The organism is Rhizobium sp. MHM7A (assembly GCF_005862215.1).
GTDB lineage: Bacteria > Pseudomonadota > Alphaproteobacteria > Rhizobiales > Rhizobiaceae > Rhizobium > Rhizobium bangladeshense.
Map to the genome: position 1 here is coordinate 882,787 of NZ_VCHT01000001.1, position 17,762 is coordinate 900,548.

General features: G+C 53.7%; 25 protein-coding genes. 14 read left to right on the forward strand and 11 right to left on the reverse strand.

Annotated elements, in window-relative coordinates:
• Positions 1–13: 13 nt before the first annotated feature.
• Together FFR93_RS05115 and FFR93_RS05120 are read right to left on the reverse strand one after the other, a co-directional pair.
• Complete coding sequence (locus FFR93_RS05115) at positions 14–370, reverse strand: hypothetical protein (protein WP_138392295.1); 357 nt, start codon at positions 368–370, stop codon at positions 14–16.
• A 148-nt stretch (positions 371–518) separates the two neighbouring features.
• The gene (locus FFR93_RS05120) at positions 519–1,310 is read right to left on the reverse strand and encodes a metallophosphoesterase (protein ID WP_138392296.1); all 792 of its coding nucleotides are present in this window, start codon (positions 1,308–1,310) and stop codon (positions 519–521) included.
• Between FFR93_RS05120 and FFR93_RS05125 the strand changes: the two genes are divergently transcribed.
• The 8 genes from FFR93_RS05125 to FFR93_RS05155 all read left to right on the forward strand — a co-directional run bounded on the left by FFR93_RS05125 (position 1,272) and on the right by FFR93_RS05155 (position 5,850).
• Positions 1,272–1,940 (forward strand): hypothetical protein, encoded by a 669-nt coding sequence (locus tag FFR93_RS05125; protein ID WP_138392297.1) that lies wholly within the window; start codon positions 1,272–1,274, stop codon positions 1,938–1,940. The two genes, FFR93_RS05120 and FFR93_RS05125, sit on opposite strands and share 39 nt — an antisense overlap.
• 86 nt (positions 1,941–2,026) lie before the next feature.
• Positions 2,027–3,202 (forward strand): elongation factor Tu, encoded by a 1,176-nt coding sequence (gene tuf / locus FFR93_RS05130; protein ID WP_138392298.1) that lies wholly within the window; start codon positions 2,027–2,029, stop codon positions 3,200–3,202.
• Between the two features lie 71 nt (positions 3,203–3,273).
• Complete coding sequence (locus tag FFR93_RS40725) at positions 3,274–3,447, forward strand: hypothetical protein (protein WP_171049090.1); 174 nt, start codon at positions 3,274–3,276, stop codon at positions 3,445–3,447.
• Positions 3,448–3,462: 15 nt separating this feature from the next.
• Positions 3,463–3,651 (forward strand): hypothetical protein, encoded by a 189-nt coding sequence (locus tag FFR93_RS05135; protein WP_138392299.1) that lies wholly within the window; start codon positions 3,463–3,465, stop codon positions 3,649–3,651.
• 168 nt (positions 3,652–3,819) lie between these two features.
• Positions 3,820–4,455 (forward strand): hypothetical protein, encoded by a 636-nt coding sequence (locus FFR93_RS05140; RefSeq protein WP_138392300.1) that lies wholly within the window; start codon positions 3,820–3,822, stop codon positions 4,453–4,455.
• 59 nt (positions 4,456–4,514) lie between these two features.
• On the forward strand, positions 4,515–5,018 hold the full coding sequence (locus FFR93_RS05145; protein WP_138392301.1) for a CYTH domain-containing protein: 504 nt from the start codon (positions 4,515–4,517) through the stop codon (positions 5,016–5,018).
• On the forward strand, positions 5,011–5,394 hold the full coding sequence (locus FFR93_RS05150) for a hypothetical protein (protein WP_138392302.1): 384 nt from the start codon (positions 5,011–5,013) through the stop codon (positions 5,392–5,394). Before FFR93_RS05145 ends, FFR93_RS05150 begins: the two co-directional genes overlap by 8 nt.
• A 27-nt stretch (positions 5,395–5,421) precedes the next feature.
• The gene (locus FFR93_RS05155) at positions 5,422–5,850 is read left to right on the forward strand and encodes a hypothetical protein (RefSeq protein ID WP_138392303.1); all 429 of its coding nucleotides are present in this window, start codon (positions 5,422–5,424) and stop codon (positions 5,848–5,850) included.
• 279 nt (positions 5,851–6,129) lie between these two features.
• On the opposite strand, the gene FFR93_RS05160 is transcribed toward FFR93_RS05155, so the two are convergent.
• On the reverse strand, positions 6,130–6,369 hold the full coding sequence (locus FFR93_RS05160) for a hypothetical protein (RefSeq protein WP_138392304.1): 240 nt from the start codon (positions 6,367–6,369) through the stop codon (positions 6,130–6,132).
• A gap of 117 nt (positions 6,370–6,486) precedes the next feature.
• Here FFR93_RS05160 and FFR93_RS05165 point away from each other — a divergent pair, with 117 nt between their 5' ends.
• The gene (locus tag FFR93_RS05165; protein WP_138392305.1) at positions 6,487–7,230 is read left to right on the forward strand and encodes an RNA ligase family protein; all 744 of its coding nucleotides are present in this window, start codon (positions 6,487–6,489) and stop codon (positions 7,228–7,230) included.
• On the opposite strand, the gene FFR93_RS05170 is transcribed toward FFR93_RS05165, so the two are convergent.
• From FFR93_RS05170 to FFR93_RS05190, 5 genes are all read right to left on the reverse strand, one after another.
• Positions 7,187–8,074, reverse strand: a complete 888-nt coding sequence (locus FFR93_RS05170; RefSeq protein WP_171049091.1) for a metallophosphoesterase — start codon at positions 8,072–8,074, stop codon at positions 7,187–7,189. The two genes, FFR93_RS05165 and FFR93_RS05170, sit on opposite strands and share 44 nt — an antisense overlap.
• A 91-nt stretch (positions 8,075–8,165) precedes the next feature.
• Positions 8,166–8,798 carry a hypothetical protein gene (locus tag FFR93_RS05175; protein WP_138392307.1) on the reverse strand — a complete coding sequence of 211 codons (633 nt, stop codon included), beginning with the start codon at positions 8,796–8,798 and terminating at the stop codon, positions 8,166–8,168.
• 89 nt (positions 8,799–8,887) lie between these two features.
• Positions 8,888–9,340 carry a hypothetical protein gene (locus FFR93_RS05180; protein WP_138392308.1) on the reverse strand — a complete coding sequence of 151 codons (453 nt, stop codon included), beginning with the start codon at positions 9,338–9,340 and terminating at the stop codon, positions 8,888–8,890.
• Positions 9,333–9,809: an SsrA-binding protein SmpB gene (smpB, locus tag FFR93_RS05185; RefSeq protein ID WP_138392309.1), complete on the reverse strand. Its 477-nt coding sequence runs from the start codon at positions 9,807–9,809 to the stop codon at positions 9,333–9,335. The genes FFR93_RS05180 and smpB overlap by 8 nt, the downstream gene beginning before the upstream one ends.
• A 55-nt stretch (positions 9,810–9,864) precedes the next feature.
• Positions 9,865–10,917, reverse strand: a complete 1,053-nt coding sequence (locus tag FFR93_RS05190) for a DNA-processing protein DprA (RefSeq protein ID WP_171049092.1) — start codon at positions 10,915–10,917, stop codon at positions 9,865–9,867.
• A 283-nt stretch (positions 10,918–11,200) separates the two neighbouring features.
• On the opposite strand from FFR93_RS05190, the gene FFR93_RS40730 reads away from it, so the two are divergent.
• The 5 genes from FFR93_RS40730 (at position 11,201) to FFR93_RS05210 (ending at position 13,762) form a co-directional block, all read left to right on the forward strand.
• The gene (locus FFR93_RS40730; RefSeq protein WP_171049093.1) at positions 11,201–11,371 is read left to right on the forward strand and encodes a hypothetical protein; all 171 of its coding nucleotides are present in this window, start codon (positions 11,201–11,203) and stop codon (positions 11,369–11,371) included.
• A 53-nt stretch (positions 11,372–11,424) separates the two neighbouring features.
• Positions 11,425–12,264: a class I SAM-dependent methyltransferase gene (locus FFR93_RS05195; RefSeq protein ID WP_138392311.1), complete on the forward strand. Its 840-nt coding sequence runs from the start codon at positions 11,425–11,427 to the stop codon at positions 12,262–12,264.
• A gap of 176 nt (positions 12,265–12,440) precedes the next feature.
• Positions 12,441–13,085, forward strand: coding sequence for a hypothetical protein (locus tag FFR93_RS05200; protein WP_138392312.1), 645 nt, complete (start codon positions 12,441–12,443; stop codon positions 13,083–13,085).
• 3 nt (positions 13,086–13,088) lie between these two features.
• The gene (locus tag FFR93_RS05205) at positions 13,089–13,445 is read left to right on the forward strand and encodes a hypothetical protein (RefSeq protein WP_138392313.1); all 357 of its coding nucleotides are present in this window, start codon (positions 13,089–13,091) and stop codon (positions 13,443–13,445) included.
• Complete coding sequence (locus FFR93_RS05210; RefSeq protein WP_138392314.1) at positions 13,439–13,762, forward strand: STAS-like domain-containing protein; 324 nt, start codon at positions 13,439–13,441, stop codon at positions 13,760–13,762. The genes FFR93_RS05205 and FFR93_RS05210 overlap by 7 nt, the downstream gene beginning before the upstream one ends.
• A gap of 69 nt (positions 13,763–13,831) precedes the next feature.
• On the opposite strand, the gene FFR93_RS05215 is transcribed toward FFR93_RS05210, so the two are convergent.
• The 3 genes from FFR93_RS05215 to FFR93_RS05225 all read right to left on the reverse strand — a co-directional run bounded on the left by FFR93_RS05215 (position 13,832) and on the right by FFR93_RS05225 (position 17,672).
• Positions 13,832–15,496: a zinc ribbon domain-containing protein gene (locus tag FFR93_RS05215; protein ID WP_138392315.1), complete on the reverse strand. Its 1,665-nt coding sequence runs from the start codon at positions 15,494–15,496 to the stop codon at positions 13,832–13,834.
• A gap of 223 nt (positions 15,497–15,719) precedes the next feature.
• The gene (locus tag FFR93_RS05220; RefSeq protein ID WP_138392316.1) at positions 15,720–16,097 is read right to left on the reverse strand and encodes a hypothetical protein; all 378 of its coding nucleotides are present in this window, start codon (positions 16,095–16,097) and stop codon (positions 15,720–15,722) included.
• A gap of 54 nt (positions 16,098–16,151) precedes the next feature.
• Complete coding sequence (locus tag FFR93_RS05225) at positions 16,152–17,672, reverse strand: hypothetical protein (RefSeq protein WP_138392317.1); 1,521 nt, start codon at positions 17,670–17,672, stop codon at positions 16,152–16,154.
• Positions 17,673–17,762: the final 90 nt, after the last annotated feature.

Below are 17,762 nucleotides of genomic sequence, written 5' to 3' on the forward strand. Positions count from 1 at the left end.
CAACGCATTTTCTTCAGATTTCGGCGGAAAGCGCCCGGTCAATATTGAACTGCAAATCTTCCCTGGCGCGCGAAAGCGGCATGCGATTGCCATAGAGGCGAAGAGCCTCCGCCAACTGCGAAACCGTCTCTTTCAGCTGATGGTTTTCAAGCTTGAGGCGAACGAATGAGCCTTCCGACTTCGATTTCTCTGCCGCCTGCTTCAGCGCGATCTGAGCGATATTGCGAATATTCACCAGGGCGATGTTTTCACCACCATTATAGGCAATTGAGGCCTTGTGATTGTCGGCCTGAGACGCAATCAGCTCCAGCGCCTCGAAGAGAACTTCGAAATCGCTGAGGATTGCGGGATCGGGATACCTTCTTTTCATCGGGCTGCGGCGCTCATAAACATCGCCCGATCAAACCGGTCGGATACCTGCAAGGCGCTCAGGCCGAGTTCACGGGAAGCATAGGCTGAGCCATTCAATTTTCCGTCTACGGCATTAACCACAGCAATTCCTTTGGACGTCCCTGCCCTCAAGCAGCAAGTCGGACACCTTTATGCTGGAAAAGGAATTCTGTTGCAAGCCCAAGTCCGCGATCAAGGAATTCAGGCTCGATATCGATGACAGACGATGCATCCCCGTCCGTCTGGATAAAACGAACCGTTTCTTTCTCCCAGTCAATAATCATAGCGGTCAGGCGTCCAGTCTGGAAAGAACCTGTATCCAGAGAGATGCGGTTCTCGGTCACGACCGGACGATCACCAACAACAGTGTGACCGTGAACCACGATGTGGTCGAGATAACCGACATGGTTCAGAAATTCGTCCCTGATCCACATCAGGTTATATTCGTCCTGATCAGCAAGCGCGACGCCCGGCTCGATACCTGCGTGGGTAAAGCAGACGCCGTTCGAAACGTGGTACGGTTTCGCATTAGCGATCAGATCGATGTGACGCTGGAACTTGCGCAGGACGAAATCGATGGAATCGTTGAGGCAACCGGGCAGATAGGATGTCAGCGTCTCGACGCCACCCTTGCCCAGCCATTTACGCAGGGCGATGTCGCAGCCTTCGGAAATCGCTTCGTAAAACCAGTTGTCGTGGTTACCCTTGATAACGATTGCGCCCGTTTCGGTAACAGCGCGATGAACTAGCTCCATGCTCGTACGGCTATCCGGGCCACGGTCGACGATGTCGCCGAGATAGATGATTTCCGGGTCCGCGTCGTACTCACTGGCGATCTCGGCGATGCGTACGTTCAGGGCCTGCAACAGGTCCGGGCGGCCGTGAATATCAGCGATGGCAACAGTGATCGGCTTGGTCATCGTCTAATCCTTTTCGTTGATGTTGAGAATAGCTTCGTCGCGAAAAATGTCAACATTATTTGTTTCGGTGACGACGGTATTTTCAGCCTATTGACCCACGAATTCCTTGTGCTATCTGTTGGCCGAAATCATTGGATCAAGAACATGAAGCGCCAGGCTCCAAATTCGATTTATCTGTTCCCGACACAGGTCGTGATAATCTTGATTCTGTCCGTATCACTACCCGGACTGGGCCTTCTGATAGCCGGTGCAATGTGCACCACACGTCAACGGATGAACATCTTTGGAAACATTGCGTTCGTGGCGTCGGGGCTGCTTGGTCTGGAGTGGTTGAACCACGCGCCGATCAGAGCTGTTTCCGATGCAACAATCGCACTTCGGGTCTATTTTCATACGCTTGCGGGAGCTTTCCTGATCTGTTTCGGGGTGTTCCTGAGCGGCGTATCTGGTTCAATTGCCCTTAACAGATTCCTTGAGGCCAAAAAGGGCGAAAACACGGTCACCCTTCTTTTCGCGGTCGGTGCAGTATTCCTTTTTTCAGTGGGCTTCAAACTTGGTTATGCCGAGGCATATTATGCTGCGAACCTTGCTGCCGAACACCTGCAGCAGCTGGAAAATAGCCGCAAATAAAATTCCTTCTCTCTTGTTTTCCGTCCCAAAGGCTTTATCTGGGGCGTGCTTTACCATTTCAACCGCAACTAAAGGAAATCTACGCGATGGCGAAGAGCAAGTTCGAACGTAACAAACCGCATGTGAACATCGGCACCATCGGTCACGTTGACCACGGCAAGACCTCTCTGACGGCAGCAATCACCAAGTATTTCGGTGAATTCAAGGCCTACGACCAGATCGACGCTGCGCCGGAAGAGAAGGCACGTGGCATTACCATTTCGACCGCACACGTCGAATACGAGACCCCTGCCCGTCACTATGCGCACGTCGACTGCCCCGGCCACGCCGACTACGTCAAAAACATGATCACCGGTGCTGCGCAGATGGACGGCGCGATCCTGGTGTGCTCGGCGGCTGACGGCCCCATGCCGCAGACCCGCGAACACATCCTGCTCGCCCGCCAGGTCGGCGTTCCGGCCATCGTCGTGTTCCTGAACAAGGTCGACCAGGTTGACGACACCGAGCTTCTCGAACTCGTCGAACTCGAAGTCCGCGAACTCCTGTCGTCCTACGACTTCCCGGGCGACGACATTCCGATCATCAAGGGCTCGGCGCTTGCTGCTCTGGAAGATTCGGACAAGAAGATCGGCGAAGACGCGATCCGCGAACTGATGGCCGCTGTCGATGCCTATATCCCGACGCCCGAGCGCCCGGTTGACCAGCCGTTCCTGATGCCCATCGAAGACGTGTTCTCGATCTCCGGCCGTGGCACGGTCGTAACGGGCCGCGTCGAGCGTGGTATCGTCAAGGTCGGTGAAGAAGTCGAGATCGTTGGCATTCGCCCGACCTCGAAGACGACGGTGACTGGCGTTGAAATGTTCCGCAAGCTGCTCGACCAGGGCCAGGCTGGCGACAACATCGGCGCGCTGATCCGTGGCGTTACCCGTGATGGCGTCGAGCGTGGCCAGATTCTGGCGAAGCCGGGTTCGGTTAAGCCGCACAAGAAGTTCAAGGCCGAAGCCTACATCCTGACCAAGGAAGAAGGCGGCCGTCATACGCCGTTCTTCACCAACTACCGTCCGCAGTTCTACTTCCGCACGACGGACGTGACGGGCATCGTTACGCTGCCGGAAGGCACGGAAATGGTGATGCCGGGCGACAACGTGACGGTCGACGTCGAACTGATCGTTCCGATTGCGATGGAAGAAAAGCTGCGTTTCGCAATCCGCGAAGGCGGTCGTACCGTCGGTGCAGGCATCGTCGCCTCCATCGTCGAGTAATCTCGAACAGATGCGCCGGGGAAACTCGGCGCATCTGGCCTTCTGAAGCCTGAACGGTATAGGACGAATTCATGCACGATGATGTCGAACACGTATGGTGGGCGGAGCGCCCGATCCCCGTATGGCGAATTTTCGGGATTAAGGCCGACACGCTGGTGACCTTCCTCTATTGCTTGTCTGCGCTTCTCGGAGTCGTGGGAATTGTGGCAGGTTGCTTCCTGCAGGCACCTTACTCCGCGTATTGACCAAGGGATTTAATCATGGACTGGAATCTATTTTTGCTCATTTTCCTGACGCCGGTTTGCATCATAGGCACCGCCATATATGCGGGAATGGAATCGATGAGCCGGAGACCCGCACCACTTTGGGCCTATCCTGTGTTTTTCACTGTCGCTCTCGCCCTGTTGTTTTCGTTGTTCGGAGATTACAATCTCTTGCCAGTCACCTGACATCGATCCCGCCAGAAGAATTCCAATGGTCACGGCTCCGTCACCAACGGGGCCGTTGTACGTTTTCAAAACCCTTTAACAAGAATGGAATTTTTAACAGGCAAAGGCGTTGACAGAACTACGCAACTCAACGACCCTTTCACAAGGAATTCTTTGAGAGCGAATTTAATGGTATATATCTTTAGCGAATTTAATTTCGCAGCATTCGGGCTCGCAGCTTTGGCTTCTGGTGCGTTGTTTCTACTTTTCCTGGGTGTATTCGGCTTTCGTGTATCTAAACGAAAGAAGAACCATCCCGATGATTACAAGAACTTCGAGGACAAACTCGACAAGCGCATGAACAGGCAGTGGGCGGTCATGAGCGCACTCTTTTACGTTGTTGCCGTCGTTAGCATGGTGAACAACATCCCGAACCGCACCGAACAGCTCCAGAAAGAAGCGGCACTGGTCAAGCTAACAGAAATCGTCGATTCCATTACGGAACGTCGATTTGGAGAGCGATGCGCTTTCAACGGGGCTTCTGTCGACAGCACCTGGGTCGAATCTGACACTTTCCCTTGCGTGACCATCGGAAACATCCGAATTTGGGCAAAGGGCGCAACCCAGGTCAATCGTAACAGCGTCGCTATTCGACGCGCCTTTGTGGTCGGCACCTTGAAAGATGGCCAGGCCATTTCCCGTCGCGCCGAGATCGATTTCGAGAACGTGCGTTGGGGAATCCAGACTTCTTATCCAGCCACCGAAACCGAATTGAATTCAGCTGAGATTTCGGCTCTTGCGGAAGCGCTTAATCCCACTCGTTGACAATAAAGTTCTGCAAAGTCGCACGCCATAGCGTGCGACTTGTTTGAAGAGGAACAATCATGGCTAAAGAAATCGAACGCAAATTCCTTGTTGATCTCGAAATGATCAAGCCAGTGCTCGAAGCTTCATCCAAGCGGTACCACCTCCGCCAGTATTACATCGTCGCCTCGAAGGAGTTGGCAATCCGACTTCGCGTGGAAAACAACCAGCGCGTCGTCCTCGCAATCAAGTCTGGCACCAACCCGATGGAAATGAATGAGATCGAGTTCGTGCTTCCGTGGGACGAATACGAGCATCGTCGTAAGGAAATGGTCGGTATCGAAATCTCGAAGCTACGCCATTACGTCGAATTCGACGGGCGCACGTGGGAAATCGATGTTTTCTCCGGCGACCTTGATGGCCTCACCGTGGCTGAGATCGAATGCGATGATGCTGCCGAAATCTCAAACTTCCCAGAGTGGGTCACGAAAGAAGTGACCTTTGACACCCGCTTCAAGAATGCAAGGCTTGCTCTTGAAGGGCTAAACGAAATCGACCTTTCAAAGGAAGGCTATAATGTCTGAAGCAAGCACACTCATTCGAGCGGAACGTCAACGCCAGATCGACAAGGAAGGTTGGACATATCAACATGACGCGGAGCACACCGACGGTGCCTTGCTCTCGGCGGCCGTGGTCTACCTTCAATTCGGCACGGACAAGGCCGGACCAGTAAACAAAAGCGGCATTCCAGTCACCTGGCCGTGGGAGGATGAATGGTTCAAGCCGAAGGACCGCGTCAGCAACCTTGTGCGCGCCGGTGCGCTGTGCCTGGCTGAAGACAATCGCCTGAACGCGGCGATGATCGATACCCGTCCGAAGATTTTCGAAGCTCCCTGGGCCCCACAGGTGCGTGAGGTTTACGATGAAGTCGTGAGCGAGTTGGAAAAGCTCGTCGGCTGATCCGGGGTTCAAGAAAGGGAAGCGGCAATGGATAATTTCAGTATCGACGTGATCGCTGAAGGGCAGGAAAGCTTGCTCAAAGCGATTGAGATCGCATTCGCACATAATGCACCAGGAAACCGGGTGGAAAGCTATCACATCAGCAAGCTGGTGAGCGACGAATACGACGGCCTTCCCAAGAGCGTCGACGGAAGGACGGCGATAATCTTGCGATGGACAAAGGCGGAAAAGCTTGCAGAAGATGGTCCCATCAACTTGCCGTTCAAGCTTGATGCGAAGGGCGCTGCAGACTTTGCCCAACGGTGGCTTGCGGAGCAGGACTTCGGTCGCGAACCAGATCACGACGGACACAACAAGAAGGGGTGGCGGATCATCACCGGGAATTGGGGGTTCGTTGGCAGTGACCGCGAAGCCGTGTGCGCAATTCTGCCCTGGTGGGCAGCCTACGGTAAGTGAGGTCTAGAGATTGTCGTTAGCCGCCAGGCATGTCAGTGTCGAGGTATGGCTGCCTGTCAGCGGGTAAGCATCTCAGATACATTGCCTCTTCTCTGAAACGGCGAAGCCAGCAATGGGCTACCAACCCGGCTTTATCACTGGGTCCCACGTAGAACGTCCTCTCGGCACCGGTCGAGCCTTCCGCATATGCGGTGGGCCAAGTCTTACGGACGGTGGCAAGCGCAGCCTCAAAATCAGCAACGAGTGTCCGAGGACCGAGAAACGAATATCGATCCTGCCTCACATAGCACCTGGCGCAGGAACGGCTGAAGGTTCGGCGACCTTCGCGCGCAAGCGCGCCGTAAAAGCTACGATTTCGGATTTACGGTATTTCTTGGTGTTGAAATCGGAACCGGGAGTAGCGATACGGTACCAGCCTCGCGTCCAGACTTGCACGCGGATATCGCCTTTTGCTTCCGGGTTGGCTGCGCGAAAAGCTTCCTGGTAATCTTTGATGAAGGGTTCGACTTGTTCAACCATGCTCAGATGCTCCATATCCATACGGTAATTGGTAGCATGAAGTCGACTTGCATGGAAGAGTAATGTTGACATTTCCCAAGTCGCGTGCGAATTCCTTTTATTGGAGATGTCGTCATCATGATCAAGCTCAAGTCACCACGAACACCACATTTGTCAGGATCGGGTCTTGCCGGTTGCGAGAACGATGTTGATCGCGTGAAATGGACTTCGGTACTTGGCCAGAACATCGTCCTTGAAGAAAAGGTCGACGGCTCCGAGGTGAGCTTTCACTTCGACGAGGACGCCAACCTGATCTTACGGGAACGCGCGAATATCCTGGACATGGAAATGCACGGGGGTGTCGAGAAGGTCTATGATGAGCTGAAAGTCTGGCTTGGCATTCATCAGGACGAACTCTTCGACCGGCTGCAAGATCGTTTCATGGTGTATGGGATGTGGTGCCTCGCAGCTCATGCCATCTTCTACGACCGGCTACCTTCGTACCTGTTGGAGTTCGACGTCCAGGACAAGCTTACGGGCGATTTCCTTTCAACAGCGCGGCGACGCGAGTTTTTGAAAGGAGCGCCGACCATGCCCATCCACGTCCTTTTCGAGGGAGAAGCCACCGATGCCGTCCATCCAAAACGCTTGATGGGACAGTCGTATTATTGCTCCAGCCACGTTCCGGCTCAGGCAAAACTGGACGGTTCAGGGCGAATGGAAGGCGTCTACGGCAAGATTGAGGACGCGGCCAGAGTAACTGGCCGGTTCAAGTGGGTGCGAGAGGACTTCATTCAGGCCATCATCGATGGCAACGAGCATTGGAAAGACCGGGACCTTATCCGAAATGGCCTTTGCGAGAAACCCGATCTTCAACGCTGAAGTTTTCAAACAGCTCGTCGAGACGATCAAAAATTGACCCCAACCCGCGATTTTCAATGATCGCCTCGCATTCCTGGGTCTCAGTCATCGTCTGGCTGCCAATTGTCTCGAAGAAGCTGATCTCCTTCTTCTCCGGATGGATACGACAACAGACCAGGCGATTGGTGCTCCACGCACCAGTATCAAGAGAGATACGGTTCTCCGTGACGACAGGGCCGCCTCGAAAGGTCGTGTGACCATGGATCACAACCGGTGCCTTATTCGATACGACGTCAAGAAAGCCTTTCTGTACCATCGTCAAGTCATTGACCGTTTGCTCGCGCAGCGGCTTGCTGAAATCGAGGCCAGCATGCGCAAACACGAACTTCGAATGGGTCGTTACGAGCGATCCTTGCTCGATCAGTTCAATATGATCCCGGTGATGATAACGGATTTCATTGAAGGCCTTCCGATCCGGTACGTTCCCGCAATAACTTTGCAAGGTCTGCAGGCCACCATACTTCTTCCAGGCATCGATGAATTCGGCATCGACGTCTCGGTCGAGAACCGCATCCATGAACCACCAATCGTGATTCCCGATATGGAAAATCGAGTCAGGATGACGAGCGAGCGTTTCCTTGACCAGTTCCATCGCTTCCTTGCTGCGCATCCCACGGTCGACGATATCGCCGAGAAAATAGATCACCGGCCGGGAGCCGTAGTAACCTGCATCCGCGCGAATGAAATCGAGAGCAGCCTTGAGCAGATCGGCGCGACCATGAATATCGGGAATGGCATACAGGATGGCTGGACGGTTCAAGATTTGTCTTGCTCCACTTTGATTCTGCGGCGGGCGGCTCTCCATGGACCGAACCATCGCGAATCCGCAATGACCAGTGCTACCAGAGCACAGGCGAAGATGAACATCACTTTGACTGTGGTCTCGGAGATTTCCATCAGATGGTCGGCACCGATGTCAGTCCCATGGTCTCAAGAAGCTCGTCACGTTCTTCATTGACCAAGGCAATGCCCTTCTCCGTCATTCGCCCAAGCGCTTCCCCACTCACACTCCGCTCGAAGCGAGCAGAGATCAGGGAAAGATCGTCGCGATTGAACTCGCATTCGAAGAATGCTTTCTCCTTTTCAGACGCTGGAGAAACATAGGTTACAGGGCAGGTGTAGACATAGCGGTCGTCACCGGCAACGATGACATTCTTGTCCCGCAAGGGTGACGCGCCGTCAGGGCGCTCATAAACGCTGTATGCTTTGAGCATTAGGGCAGCCAGTAGTCCTTGTTTGTCCTCGTCAGCGTAAAGACGCGATGGATGAGGAGCGAACGCCTTTTCAATCGAACGCAATTCCAGAAGATCGCGCATGCCACCCTTGTGAGCCCCGTATTGCTGAATGTTCATCGTCATGCGGTTGACGGCCCGCGTGTATTCGGCGGGAAGCGTTTCAACCAGGACCTCGACCGCACGCAATTCCCGCAATTGCCTGGAGAACCCCTTGAAAGTGCCCGTAGCCTCTGTGTCTTTGATCCAGGCTAACAGAACATCGAAATAACGCATTAAAGGTGGTCGGCTGATCATCGCAAAAGTTCCACAAATTCAAGAGTTTCATTTACAGTGCAGCATGACCGACCGAAATCAACAACCCAGCATCTGCGCAGGCTATGCGGTCAGCGTTTAACATTCCCGCACAGCGACAATTCCAAAGGCCCGTATTCAGGATAGGTTTGCAGAAAATCGCAGAACGCAGTGTCGATCTCCATGTCAGAAACAGGACTCAATGCATAATCCCAATCGGTGGATACGAAAGATGCCAGTTGAGCTTCGCCTTTGAGTTCTATGAACCGGTAAGAACCATCGGCAGTGTTAGAACGAAGATATCGACCTTCGATAACCCCGCGATCATGCCTGCCGGTGACGTCGAGCAAAGTCGCATCGTCGAATACGACAAAGACTTTGAGAATGTGATCGATGCATTCGCGCGTATAGTGATTGAACAGCGCCTCGGAATCATCCACCACGAGAAGAATACCGCACTCCAGCCGACGCGAGAACGCTACCGAGAGTGCCTGAGATCGGCGAAGAACCCGGGCACGCTCGCAAACGATGCTTTCATCATCCATTCTGCTTCAGGAGCCTTTGCTTCTGACGGCCCCACTCACGGTCCTTGATGCTCTCACGCTTGTCGTGAGACTTCTTACCGCGAGCAACAGCAAGCTCCAGCTTGGCGCGACGCTTCTCGTTGTAGTAGATACGCAGAGGAACCAATGTCATGCCGTCGCGACCAACCGCGTTGGCAAGCCGAGCCAGTTCCTTTCGATGCACGAGCAACTTGCGACGACGGCGCGGCTCATGATTGAACCGACTGGCCTCGAAATACTCAGGGATATGCGAATTGATCAGCCACAGTTCGCCGCCTTCGCAGGAAGCGTAGGATTCGGCGATCAGACCTTTGCCCTGGGCAATCGACTTGATCTCGGAACCCGTCAGAACAATACCGGTTTCAATCGTCTCGACGATTTCGTAATCGAAACGCGCACGACGGTTCTCAGACAAATTCCTCTGTCCGTTCTTCTGATCTGTCGTGGCCACGGTCGTATCCCCTTTAAAGAATTCCTTTGAGCACCTTATATAGGGGTTAAATCATTCAAGCGAAAGTGGCGACCTGTTCAATTTCAAGGTTTTCTTCCGGTTTCCCTTCCTGAATAAGAGCATTTAGACGCTCAATCAGGCGTGGATAATCGTCCTTCCCGGAAATGCTGTCCGCGACTGACGGAAGACTGCTTTCATTTGCAGCATCGAGGTATTCCTTTTTCCAGTCACACATGCGAGCAAAATCCGATGGCTTCATGTTCGCCATATCAATTGCGGTGTTGTTTTCAGGCTCCTCCCTGAAGCGCTCAGGAATAACCGGAACAAACATCGGCTTGCCCTGGCGGAAGGCATATTTGACCGTGTGCATGGTGCCGCTATCACGCTCAAGCTGGAACACAAACGTACCCACCGAAAGACCGGTAATGATACGATTACGGCGCGACAACGTATTGCGATCCGCTTCCTGGCCGAGCGGCTGTTCTGTCAACACCATGCCGCCTTCACTGTCGCCGATCATACCGTAAAGCTCGTAGGCTCCATAATTGATCTTATCCAGGCCGCAACCGAGAACCGCAAGGGTCGGAGCGTTCGCAGCAAGGGCTTCCCTATGAGCAATGCTATCGATGCCGGAAGCGAGGCCGGAAACAATCGTAAAACCGTTCTCCGCCAACATCTTGGTCATATTCGCGGCAACCACCTGACCAAACCGCGTTGGCTGGCGGGTGCCCACGCATCCGACTGCACGCTCAAGCGGAGAAAGATCGCCTGCGGCATAAATCACAGTCGGAGCATTCGGGATTAGCTTCAGACGCCGTGGATAGAGATCGTCGAAAATGCTGATCGGCTGCGCGCCCATATCGATGACGCGATCAAAGTCAGCTGTGACTTCCATATGGGCCCGCATGAGGTCCTTGTGCCCACTAATCATCAAACTGTTTCGCTGAGTGATGTTGACCACGCCTGTCAGGTCAGCTTCTCGGGCGTTCAGAAGAGCGCCAATGGTCTCGAACCGTGCAGCAAGCTTGGCAAAAGCCGACGGTCCAAAACCTTCAAGCTTCCCGATGATAAGGGCTCCCGCAGCGGATTTGAGTTTGATATCTTGCATGGCGCATCTTCCGCATGAATTCGTCACAAGGAATTCAAGCATGAAATTCAGCAAGCGACAAACAGGAAAAGCAGTTTACCGAATGAGGAAAACAAGGGATTTCTCCACCATCAATGTTGACATTTAAAGTCGTGGAATTATAGTGCGTCGGTAAGAAGAGAGTTGGCAAAGATCAGGATCAAAAAATGAAGACGACATGGAGCGCAGAGGGTCTCGACGGGGACCGAATGGTTCACCGGATCAAGCCAGACACGACACTTCGCCCCTAGCCGTGGAGGGCACAATGAAACCCCCGAAGACCGGCAAGAAACCCCGCCCGCCAAAGCGCATGAGCGAGGAAGAGGCTCACGAGCAAAGCCTTCGAAATTCCGCCGCCATCCGTGGTATCAGCGTGGAAGAGCTTAAAGCGTTAATTGCTGAGTGCAAGGATAAGAACCGCCGATCCGAGCGCTGAAGCCGACAATCAGCCCATGTTGCCCTGAGAATCCGATAAGCAGGTTTTTGACAATGAACGAGCACGTTAATCCCATCATCAACGATCAGTTCTACACTGACGAAATGGCCAAATCCATGTGGGACAAGGCCTTCTTCGTCAACTTCATCGACGCAAACTTGCTTATCGACTTTGGCTGTGCGGACGGCGCGATGCTGGGCTTCATCGCCAGGAACTTTCCCGGCATCAAGTTGGTCGGCTACGACAACGACCAAGAAATGCTTGACCGCGCAAGAATGCGCAACCCGGGCAACCCCAGTAAACCCATTCTCTATACGTCGGATTGGGCCGAGGTCGCGGCCATCGTCAACGCCCATCAAGCGAAGGGTGGAAAAGCCGCGCTCAGCCTTGCCAGCGTCGTCCATGAAATCAAGATGTATCTGAAGGGCAAAGACCTTCAGAAGGTCATGGACCAAATCTGGGGCCAGGACGGCGTTGTCTTCGACTTCATCGCCTTTCGCGACATGATGGTTTCCGAACACGCATCGCGACCGGCACATCCCAACCATGTCGCACGGGTCCGTCAGGTCTTCGGCAAGATGAGGGATGGCCGCAAACGTCTCAGCGACTGGGAGAAACAATGGGGCTCGATCTCGGAAAATTGGTCGCTTATTCATTTCTTCCTCACTTACCGATACGTCGATAACTGGGAACGCGAACTGCGCGAGAACTACCTTCCTACTCCGTATGAGGACTTTCTGGCCTCGATCCCGAACGAATACATACCGATTTATAAGGACCACTACACGCTGCCGTTCCTGTATCAAGAGGTGGACAATACTTTCGGTATCCAGCTTGCCGATCCGACGCATCTGAAACTGGTGCTCAAGCTGCGGCGAGACCTCAAGAAATGACGGCTTGCACCCATCACAAACCTTATCGGGAACGATAAGAAAAGAGATCGAGCAGCTTCGATCTGAGGTCACGACCTTATCGAACTGCACGGCATGGACTATATCTGGTTCCAGAACTCCTCGTGGGAAACCTCGACAAAGGTTCCTGACCAAAATCACGTATGAAAGTTTCACCCATGTCCAGTCAGGATTTGCTTAATTCCATCATTGAAAATGCCAAAGCCGGTTATCGGGCCGCTTATGTTGAAGGTCTCCATGAGGCGCAGGCTGATGGCGTCGCCGTTCACGGTCTGCTGCCAGACGAAGCCAGTCGCGTTCGCATGCGACTGATCAATGACCTTCTTCCGGCCACACCGGAAAGCATCTTGCAGATTATCATCGACGAGCCACGCTTCTTCCAATCGAAGTTGAATGTTGAACAGATGGGTAGCACCAGCCCCATGGAATTAGCACGCATCGGCATCATCTCTGAAATTGCAGAGAAGATCGAGCCCAACCAGATTGATGTCGATATCGCGCGGTTTTCCTTCGTGACGCCCGAGTTCATCGTCGAAGCGGTCAGCAAGGCAAAGAAAAACCTGGCGACCGCATCGAGCGGCACGCGAATTATGAAGTCGGCGGAATTGACGGCTCTCGAATATTCGCTGCGAGACTTCCGCACCGATCCGACGCGTGAAACGTTCGAAACGCTGCTGTCTGATCTCACGGAGCAAGTTTTCCTGAACATCCTTCGCAGCGCCGGACTGCACAAGGAAGTTCGAGAAATCACCGAGATCGTCACGTTCGCGACACGCTTCCGCACCATTGTTTTTAAGGGCTGACAGATGACTGATACCGAAGAACGCATTCCGATGACCAATGATGAAATCATGGAAACGGCACAGGAACTGGTGAACCGTTACACGCCAGAGACCATTCCGCCGTGCCGCATCTGTGGTGAAAGGCTTTCAATGCAGGCTGCCGGTCGCGGTCCAACCATTTACGCCTGCAGCGGCGATTATGAAGACGAGACCGGCCGCAGAAAATACCGCGCAGGTCGCAGCGTTGCCGACGAGCATTACAGCAACAGCCGCTGGGAACAGTATCGGCACGGAGACCGCCTCGTCATGAAACTCGTTGGCCAACTGCTTGCCGACCGAGGGCTGACCATGCCGCAAGTCCAGGCGGATCGCGCATGGTGAAGAAGATTTCGATACTGGACATTACCGGTACACCGATCTGGGTCTCTGCGGCCGACGGACAGAAGGTCTTCGACGCAATATCAGCGGCTCTGCTTGCCGGTGAAAAGGTCACTTTGTCGTTCAAAGGACGGGAACGGGTTATTACCGCGTTCCTGAACGTCGTGATCGGTCAACTCTATGCAGGGCGGATTCCGGAAGAAGCTCTCGCGAATGACCTGACATATGTCGACCTCGGCGACGGCGATCAGGCAAAGATCGATCTGGTGGTCGAGAACGCGAAGCGGTACTTTGCCGCCAGGACACCAGCAATCTCCTGAGAGGTAACTAATGAAGGGTAACGGGCCAATCATGTGTTTAATTCCACAACTGGCTTTTTGCCGCTGCAGCTAGGCTGCAAGCGGAAGGAACCTCACCTCCGGAGTCCAGTCCTTGAAATAAGGATTGGTCTCCCTTGGATCAGACGGCGACCCTCGTCTCCGTTTGTTTCGCTCGATGTGTTCGCTTACGAGCACATCGAGGACAGCCTTGCGGATGCCGGGTCGTAGCGCCGTGAATGACCGGAAACGTTCCGACCCGATGTTACGACTTGCGTTGACATCCGCATGCATCTTGCTTCCGCACCATTTGCAGGTAAACCGCTCTTGGCTCGGCCTGTTCCGCTTGTCGACGTATCCACAGCAGGAACAGGTTTGACTGGTGTAGGCCGAGACGACCTCCGTCGTCTCAATGCCAAATTCATCATTGATCGCCTGGAGCTTCGTCTGCAAGACGGAGCGACCACAGTTCTGCAGCAAGCGGTTCATCCGGCGGGACAGGCCTGTGGATTGGAAGTTCAAGCGTTCCAGGAACAGCTTCGAAGGCCGTTTCGTGGCAATGAGCCGGTTGATGATCCGGTTCAGCTCGGTCTTGATATAACCTCGCGTCCGCTCGGCATGCATCACATACCGCTTTGACGACCGGGGCTTTTGGCCGGAGCGTTGCACATGTCGCGCGATGCCCGACAACGTCTCATCCAGGGCCTTGAGCTTGCGCAGAAACTCCCTGCCGAGCAGATCGCCATGTTCCGTAGCGAACAAGGTCTTCAGCCCGAAGTCCAACGCCAATGGTCCATTAGCGCTGGACGCATAAACCTCCCGGGAAGCCTGGAATGCTTCACCGACATCGGTGATCATGCCAACGCTGATTGTCCCTGTATGGCGATCCTCGATGATCTGGAAGGACTGTTTGCGCGCTCCCTTTCGAGCATTAAAACGGTCGTAGCTTCTAATCGGGATGTGAATAAAACCATCGGGATTTTTCTGTCCTGCAGCTTTCCGTGTTTCCCTTAAACCCGCGATGCGCAGCTTCAGCCACATGTCGAAAGACGTGCCACAGGTGCTGGCCGACAGTGTCGCGATACGCTGGTCGACGACCATGCCAATGCGAGAGAACCGTGGTTTCCGGTGTCGGTTCATGATCTGCGACATGATGTTCCGCGCCAATTTGCGTGTTCTCATGTCGATTGGATTGCCATCAATCTGAAGCTCGCGCTTCAGATTGAACCAAGCCTTCGCCTTGTTGATGACCAACAACGCGTGTCGCGTTGTTTCATACTCATCGGCAGACAGGCACGATCCGAAAACGGCTTGGCGAAAGTCATTTTGACGATTTGAGAGGTAGCTGTTGAGCGTCCCCAGGACCTGCTCTCGAACCATCTGAACTTCGGCTGCGCCGAGTGCCGCTTTAAGCGGCGCGAGGACATCGACCAGACCCGGAATCATTCTCGGCAGGCGCTTTTTCTCAAACTCCGTCGGTTCTACTCCGAAATGATGACTAATTTGCCGCAGAACACCTGTACGAACCTCAACGCCTTGCTTTCGATGAACCGCTGCAGGGTCGAAGAAGGGGTTAAACCCGCCTGTTTGGAAGAAGCAATTCCATTGCAGATCGGAAATCACCTTCGCCGATCTACGCCATGCTTGCAGCATGACCTTCAAGGTCTGAATTTTTCCAGCATTCATATGCGTCGGCAACTTGTCGCAACGGAAAATCGACGGCGCGGCTTCGCCCACTTTGCCTTCCTTCCGCTTTGCCAATTAACTGCCTCACGCTGACTCATGTCAACACATCCTAGCGGGAACAGAAAGTGAATGTCAACATAGAAAGTCAATTAAACACACGATTGGCCTGTTTGCCCTAATGAATAGCCCCGCGAAGCATCGGCGCAATCGAGTGACGCCATTTGGCAACCTGGAAATACGTTCCATCAGTTCGCTTGCCTAACACCGCGCAAATCTAGAACCCGGGTGCGTAATAGATCGGCTCATGCCCCAGGGCATCGATGACGGCCTGATTTTCATCGACATTATCCGGTGAATCCGCAATCGCCCGCAGGCGGCGGTGGTATTGCATCTGCCTGGGTTCGCTGACACCATCCGGCGTTTCAGCATCGAAGTGCAGGCCATTATATTCGACCCAGCTATGACCCGGAAACGTCCCATCTCGGTAATGATGGCATGAGTTAACGACCTTCGCGTCTGGCCCCAGCTTCTCTGCCAAACCATTGGCAAACACCCAGCACCAACCATTGTTTATAAACCAAGCGTCCTCGCCAAAGGCATCAATCTTCGCGCGGATCATATCAGCGACCTGTTCACGCGAATATTTGTCCATTGGTCGATCCTTTACGCTTTGCCATCTTTGCCTTCTTTGCTTTCGGCTTGGCGGTCAGCCTCTTCCAGCAATGCGTCGATGAAACCCGCCATCTGTTCCGGTGAGGCTTTCGACATCGCGTTCTGTATCGCGCTGTCTTCCTCTTCCGTCCTTTGCCACGGTGCGTAGTGCGGCGGCAATTCTTTCATCTGTAAACCCTTCCTTTTTCGCCAGGTCAATAATTGCATCGTCGTATGACATGGTAAAGCGCGTCACCGGCCGCCCCGTCAACTTTCCGTACAATTCCTTCTCAGGATACCAAAGGGTCGCCTGGAGGTTGGCTGCCGTCATGTTGAAGCCATTAGCCTTCAATTTCTTCAAGGCAAGCTCGCAGACCGATCTGATCCACGCACGGCTGCTGGCGTTGCGAGGACTGTCAACCGGTGCTCCAAGGCCTCTGAGAATTGATTCAGACGCGCTCGGCCAGCCAAGCTTTGATTTCAGTTCCGAAGCGGACGCATTGTCTTGCGTCTTCTTGGCGGCAAGCTTCGACGATCTCGAATTCATCTGATCGTTGAGCTTACCAGCCGTGTAGTTGCGCCTGATTTTTTCCCAGAACAGCTTCAGTTCTCGCGCATAGGAAAGCAGCTCGACATTGTCCATTTCCAGGACTTCTGCCGGTTTGCGCAGCACACCGAAATCATCCATCAACTTGGTCATGCGTTCGGATCGCTGCGAACGGCGCAATGCACTCGCCAACTTCGTCTGAACACCATCTTCCAATTGATCTCGAAGGATCGTGCCGGTATACCGGCCCCAGGTCCGCATGAACCAGAGATCGATGGTGATGGGCTTGTGGTTCCCCAGCAGGTTCTGCAGAAAACCATTCCCAACCTTGGGACCGAAAATCATGCTGCCATAAACGGTTTCGTCAGCCAATTCCTTGCCGCCCACCTGAATATCGAAACGCTCCGCAAACTTGACCAGGTCACGCATCGTCAACTCCATGGTCATAAGACGGTGAAAACGGGTCAGGTCGCCGTTCGTCCGGGACAACACGAAATTGAAACGCTGCAAATTACTGAAGACAGCTGTCCCGTTAGCGCCATAGACCTTAGGCAGGAATTCGCCGGTCGCCAAAAAGGCACGATACTGCTCCAAGGCATAGCGCATGTTATCCAGAACGGCGTTGTTCTGACTGGTGAGCGCCATCGCCGTAAAAAGGACGACACGCGCTTCCAAGGCTGACTTGAAACGTCCAGACGGATGGCTGACAGCCGCCTCGTCCGAGGAGATTTCAGGATGGAGAATCGTGGCGACAGCGATCATACGTTCGATGGCGTCGGTGTACCAGGTCAATGAGGTCGGTGCATCGCTGCGCGACAACGCATACATGGCTTCATCGGCCAGCATCGAGGCGATCAGATTATCTCCTTCAACCGAAGGCCCATTGATCGGGTTGCCACCGAGATCGGCCAAAGCACGGTCCATCAGGAACCGGGAGACAGCGAAATTATCTGCCAAAGGCTCGATGGTGGTACTTTCCAGGAGATTGCCGAGGAAAACCGACGGCAGGCGATGATGGGGATCAGACATTTATAAGGAAACTCAAGTCGAATTGCTAAACACCAGCATCACACCACGGCGCGCTGCATGGAAGTCACCAATTTTGCTGAACTCCTCAAA

What these genes read in the sequence shown, in the direction of transcription:
- FFR93_RS05115 (WP_138392295.1), bottom strand. Translation starts at nt 370, where the DNA reads ATGAAAAGAAGGTATCCCGATCCCGCAATCCTCAGCGATTTCGAAGTT.
- FFR93_RS05120 (WP_138392296.1), bottom strand. Translation starts at nt 1,310, where the DNA reads ATGACCAAGCCGATCACTGTTGCCATCGCTGATATTCACGGCCGCCCG.
- tuf (WP_138392298.1), top strand. Translation starts at nt 2,027, where the DNA reads ATGGCGAAGAGCAAGTTCGAACGTAACAAACCGCATGTGAACATCGGC.
- FFR93_RS40725 (WP_171049090.1), top strand. Translation starts at nt 3,274, where the DNA reads ATGCACGATGATGTCGAACACGTATGGTGGGCGGAGCGCCCGATCCCC.
- FFR93_RS05135 (WP_138392299.1), top strand. Translation starts at nt 3,463, where the DNA reads ATGGACTGGAATCTATTTTTGCTCATTTTCCTGACGCCGGTTTGCATC.
- FFR93_RS05140 (WP_138392300.1), top strand. Translation starts at nt 3,820, where the DNA reads ATGGTATATATCTTTAGCGAATTTAATTTCGCAGCATTCGGGCTCGCA.
- FFR93_RS05145 (WP_138392301.1), top strand. Translation starts at nt 4,515, where the DNA reads ATGGCTAAAGAAATCGAACGCAAATTCCTTGTTGATCTCGAAATGATC.
- FFR93_RS05150 (WP_138392302.1), top strand. Translation starts at nt 5,011, where the DNA reads ATGTCTGAAGCAAGCACACTCATTCGAGCGGAACGTCAACGCCAGATC.
- FFR93_RS05155 (WP_138392303.1), top strand. Translation starts at nt 5,422, where the DNA reads ATGGATAATTTCAGTATCGACGTGATCGCTGAAGGGCAGGAAAGCTTG.
- FFR93_RS05160 (WP_138392304.1), bottom strand. Translation starts at nt 6,369, where the DNA reads ATGGTTGAACAAGTCGAACCCTTCATCAAAGATTACCAGGAAGCTTTT.
- FFR93_RS05165 (WP_138392305.1), top strand. Translation starts at nt 6,487, where the DNA reads ATGATCAAGCTCAAGTCACCACGAACACCACATTTGTCAGGATCGGGT.
- FFR93_RS05170 (WP_171049091.1), bottom strand. Translation starts at nt 8,074, where the DNA reads ATGGAGAGCCGCCCGCCGCAGAATCAAAGTGGAGCAAGACAAATCTTG.
- FFR93_RS05175 (WP_138392307.1), bottom strand. Translation starts at nt 8,798, where the DNA reads ATGATCAGCCGACCACCTTTAATGCGTTATTTCGATGTTCTGTTAGCC.
- FFR93_RS05180 (WP_138392308.1), bottom strand. Translation starts at nt 9,340, where the DNA reads ATGGATGATGAAAGCATCGTTTGCGAGCGTGCCCGGGTTCTTCGCCGA.
- FFR93_RS05190 (WP_171049092.1), bottom strand. Translation starts at nt 10,917, where the DNA reads ATGCAAGATATCAAACTCAAATCCGCTGCGGGAGCCCTTATCATCGGG.
- FFR93_RS40730 (WP_171049093.1), top strand. Translation starts at nt 11,201, where the DNA reads ATGAAACCCCCGAAGACCGGCAAGAAACCCCGCCCGCCAAAGCGCATG.
- FFR93_RS05195 (WP_138392311.1), top strand. Translation starts at nt 11,425, where the DNA reads ATGAACGAGCACGTTAATCCCATCATCAACGATCAGTTCTACACTGAC.
- FFR93_RS05200 (WP_138392312.1), top strand. Translation starts at nt 12,441, where the DNA reads ATGTCCAGTCAGGATTTGCTTAATTCCATCATTGAAAATGCCAAAGCC.
- FFR93_RS05205 (WP_138392313.1), top strand. Translation starts at nt 13,089, where the DNA reads ATGACTGATACCGAAGAACGCATTCCGATGACCAATGATGAAATCATG.
- FFR93_RS05210 (WP_138392314.1), top strand. Translation starts at nt 13,439, where the DNA reads ATGGTGAAGAAGATTTCGATACTGGACATTACCGGTACACCGATCTGG.
- FFR93_RS05220 (WP_138392316.1), bottom strand. Translation starts at nt 16,097, where the DNA reads ATGGACAAATATTCGCGTGAACAGGTCGCTGATATGATCCGCGCGAAG.
- FFR93_RS05225 (WP_138392317.1), bottom strand. Translation starts at nt 17,672, where the DNA reads ATGTCTGATCCCCATCATCGCCTGCCGTCGGTTTTCCTCGGCAATCTC.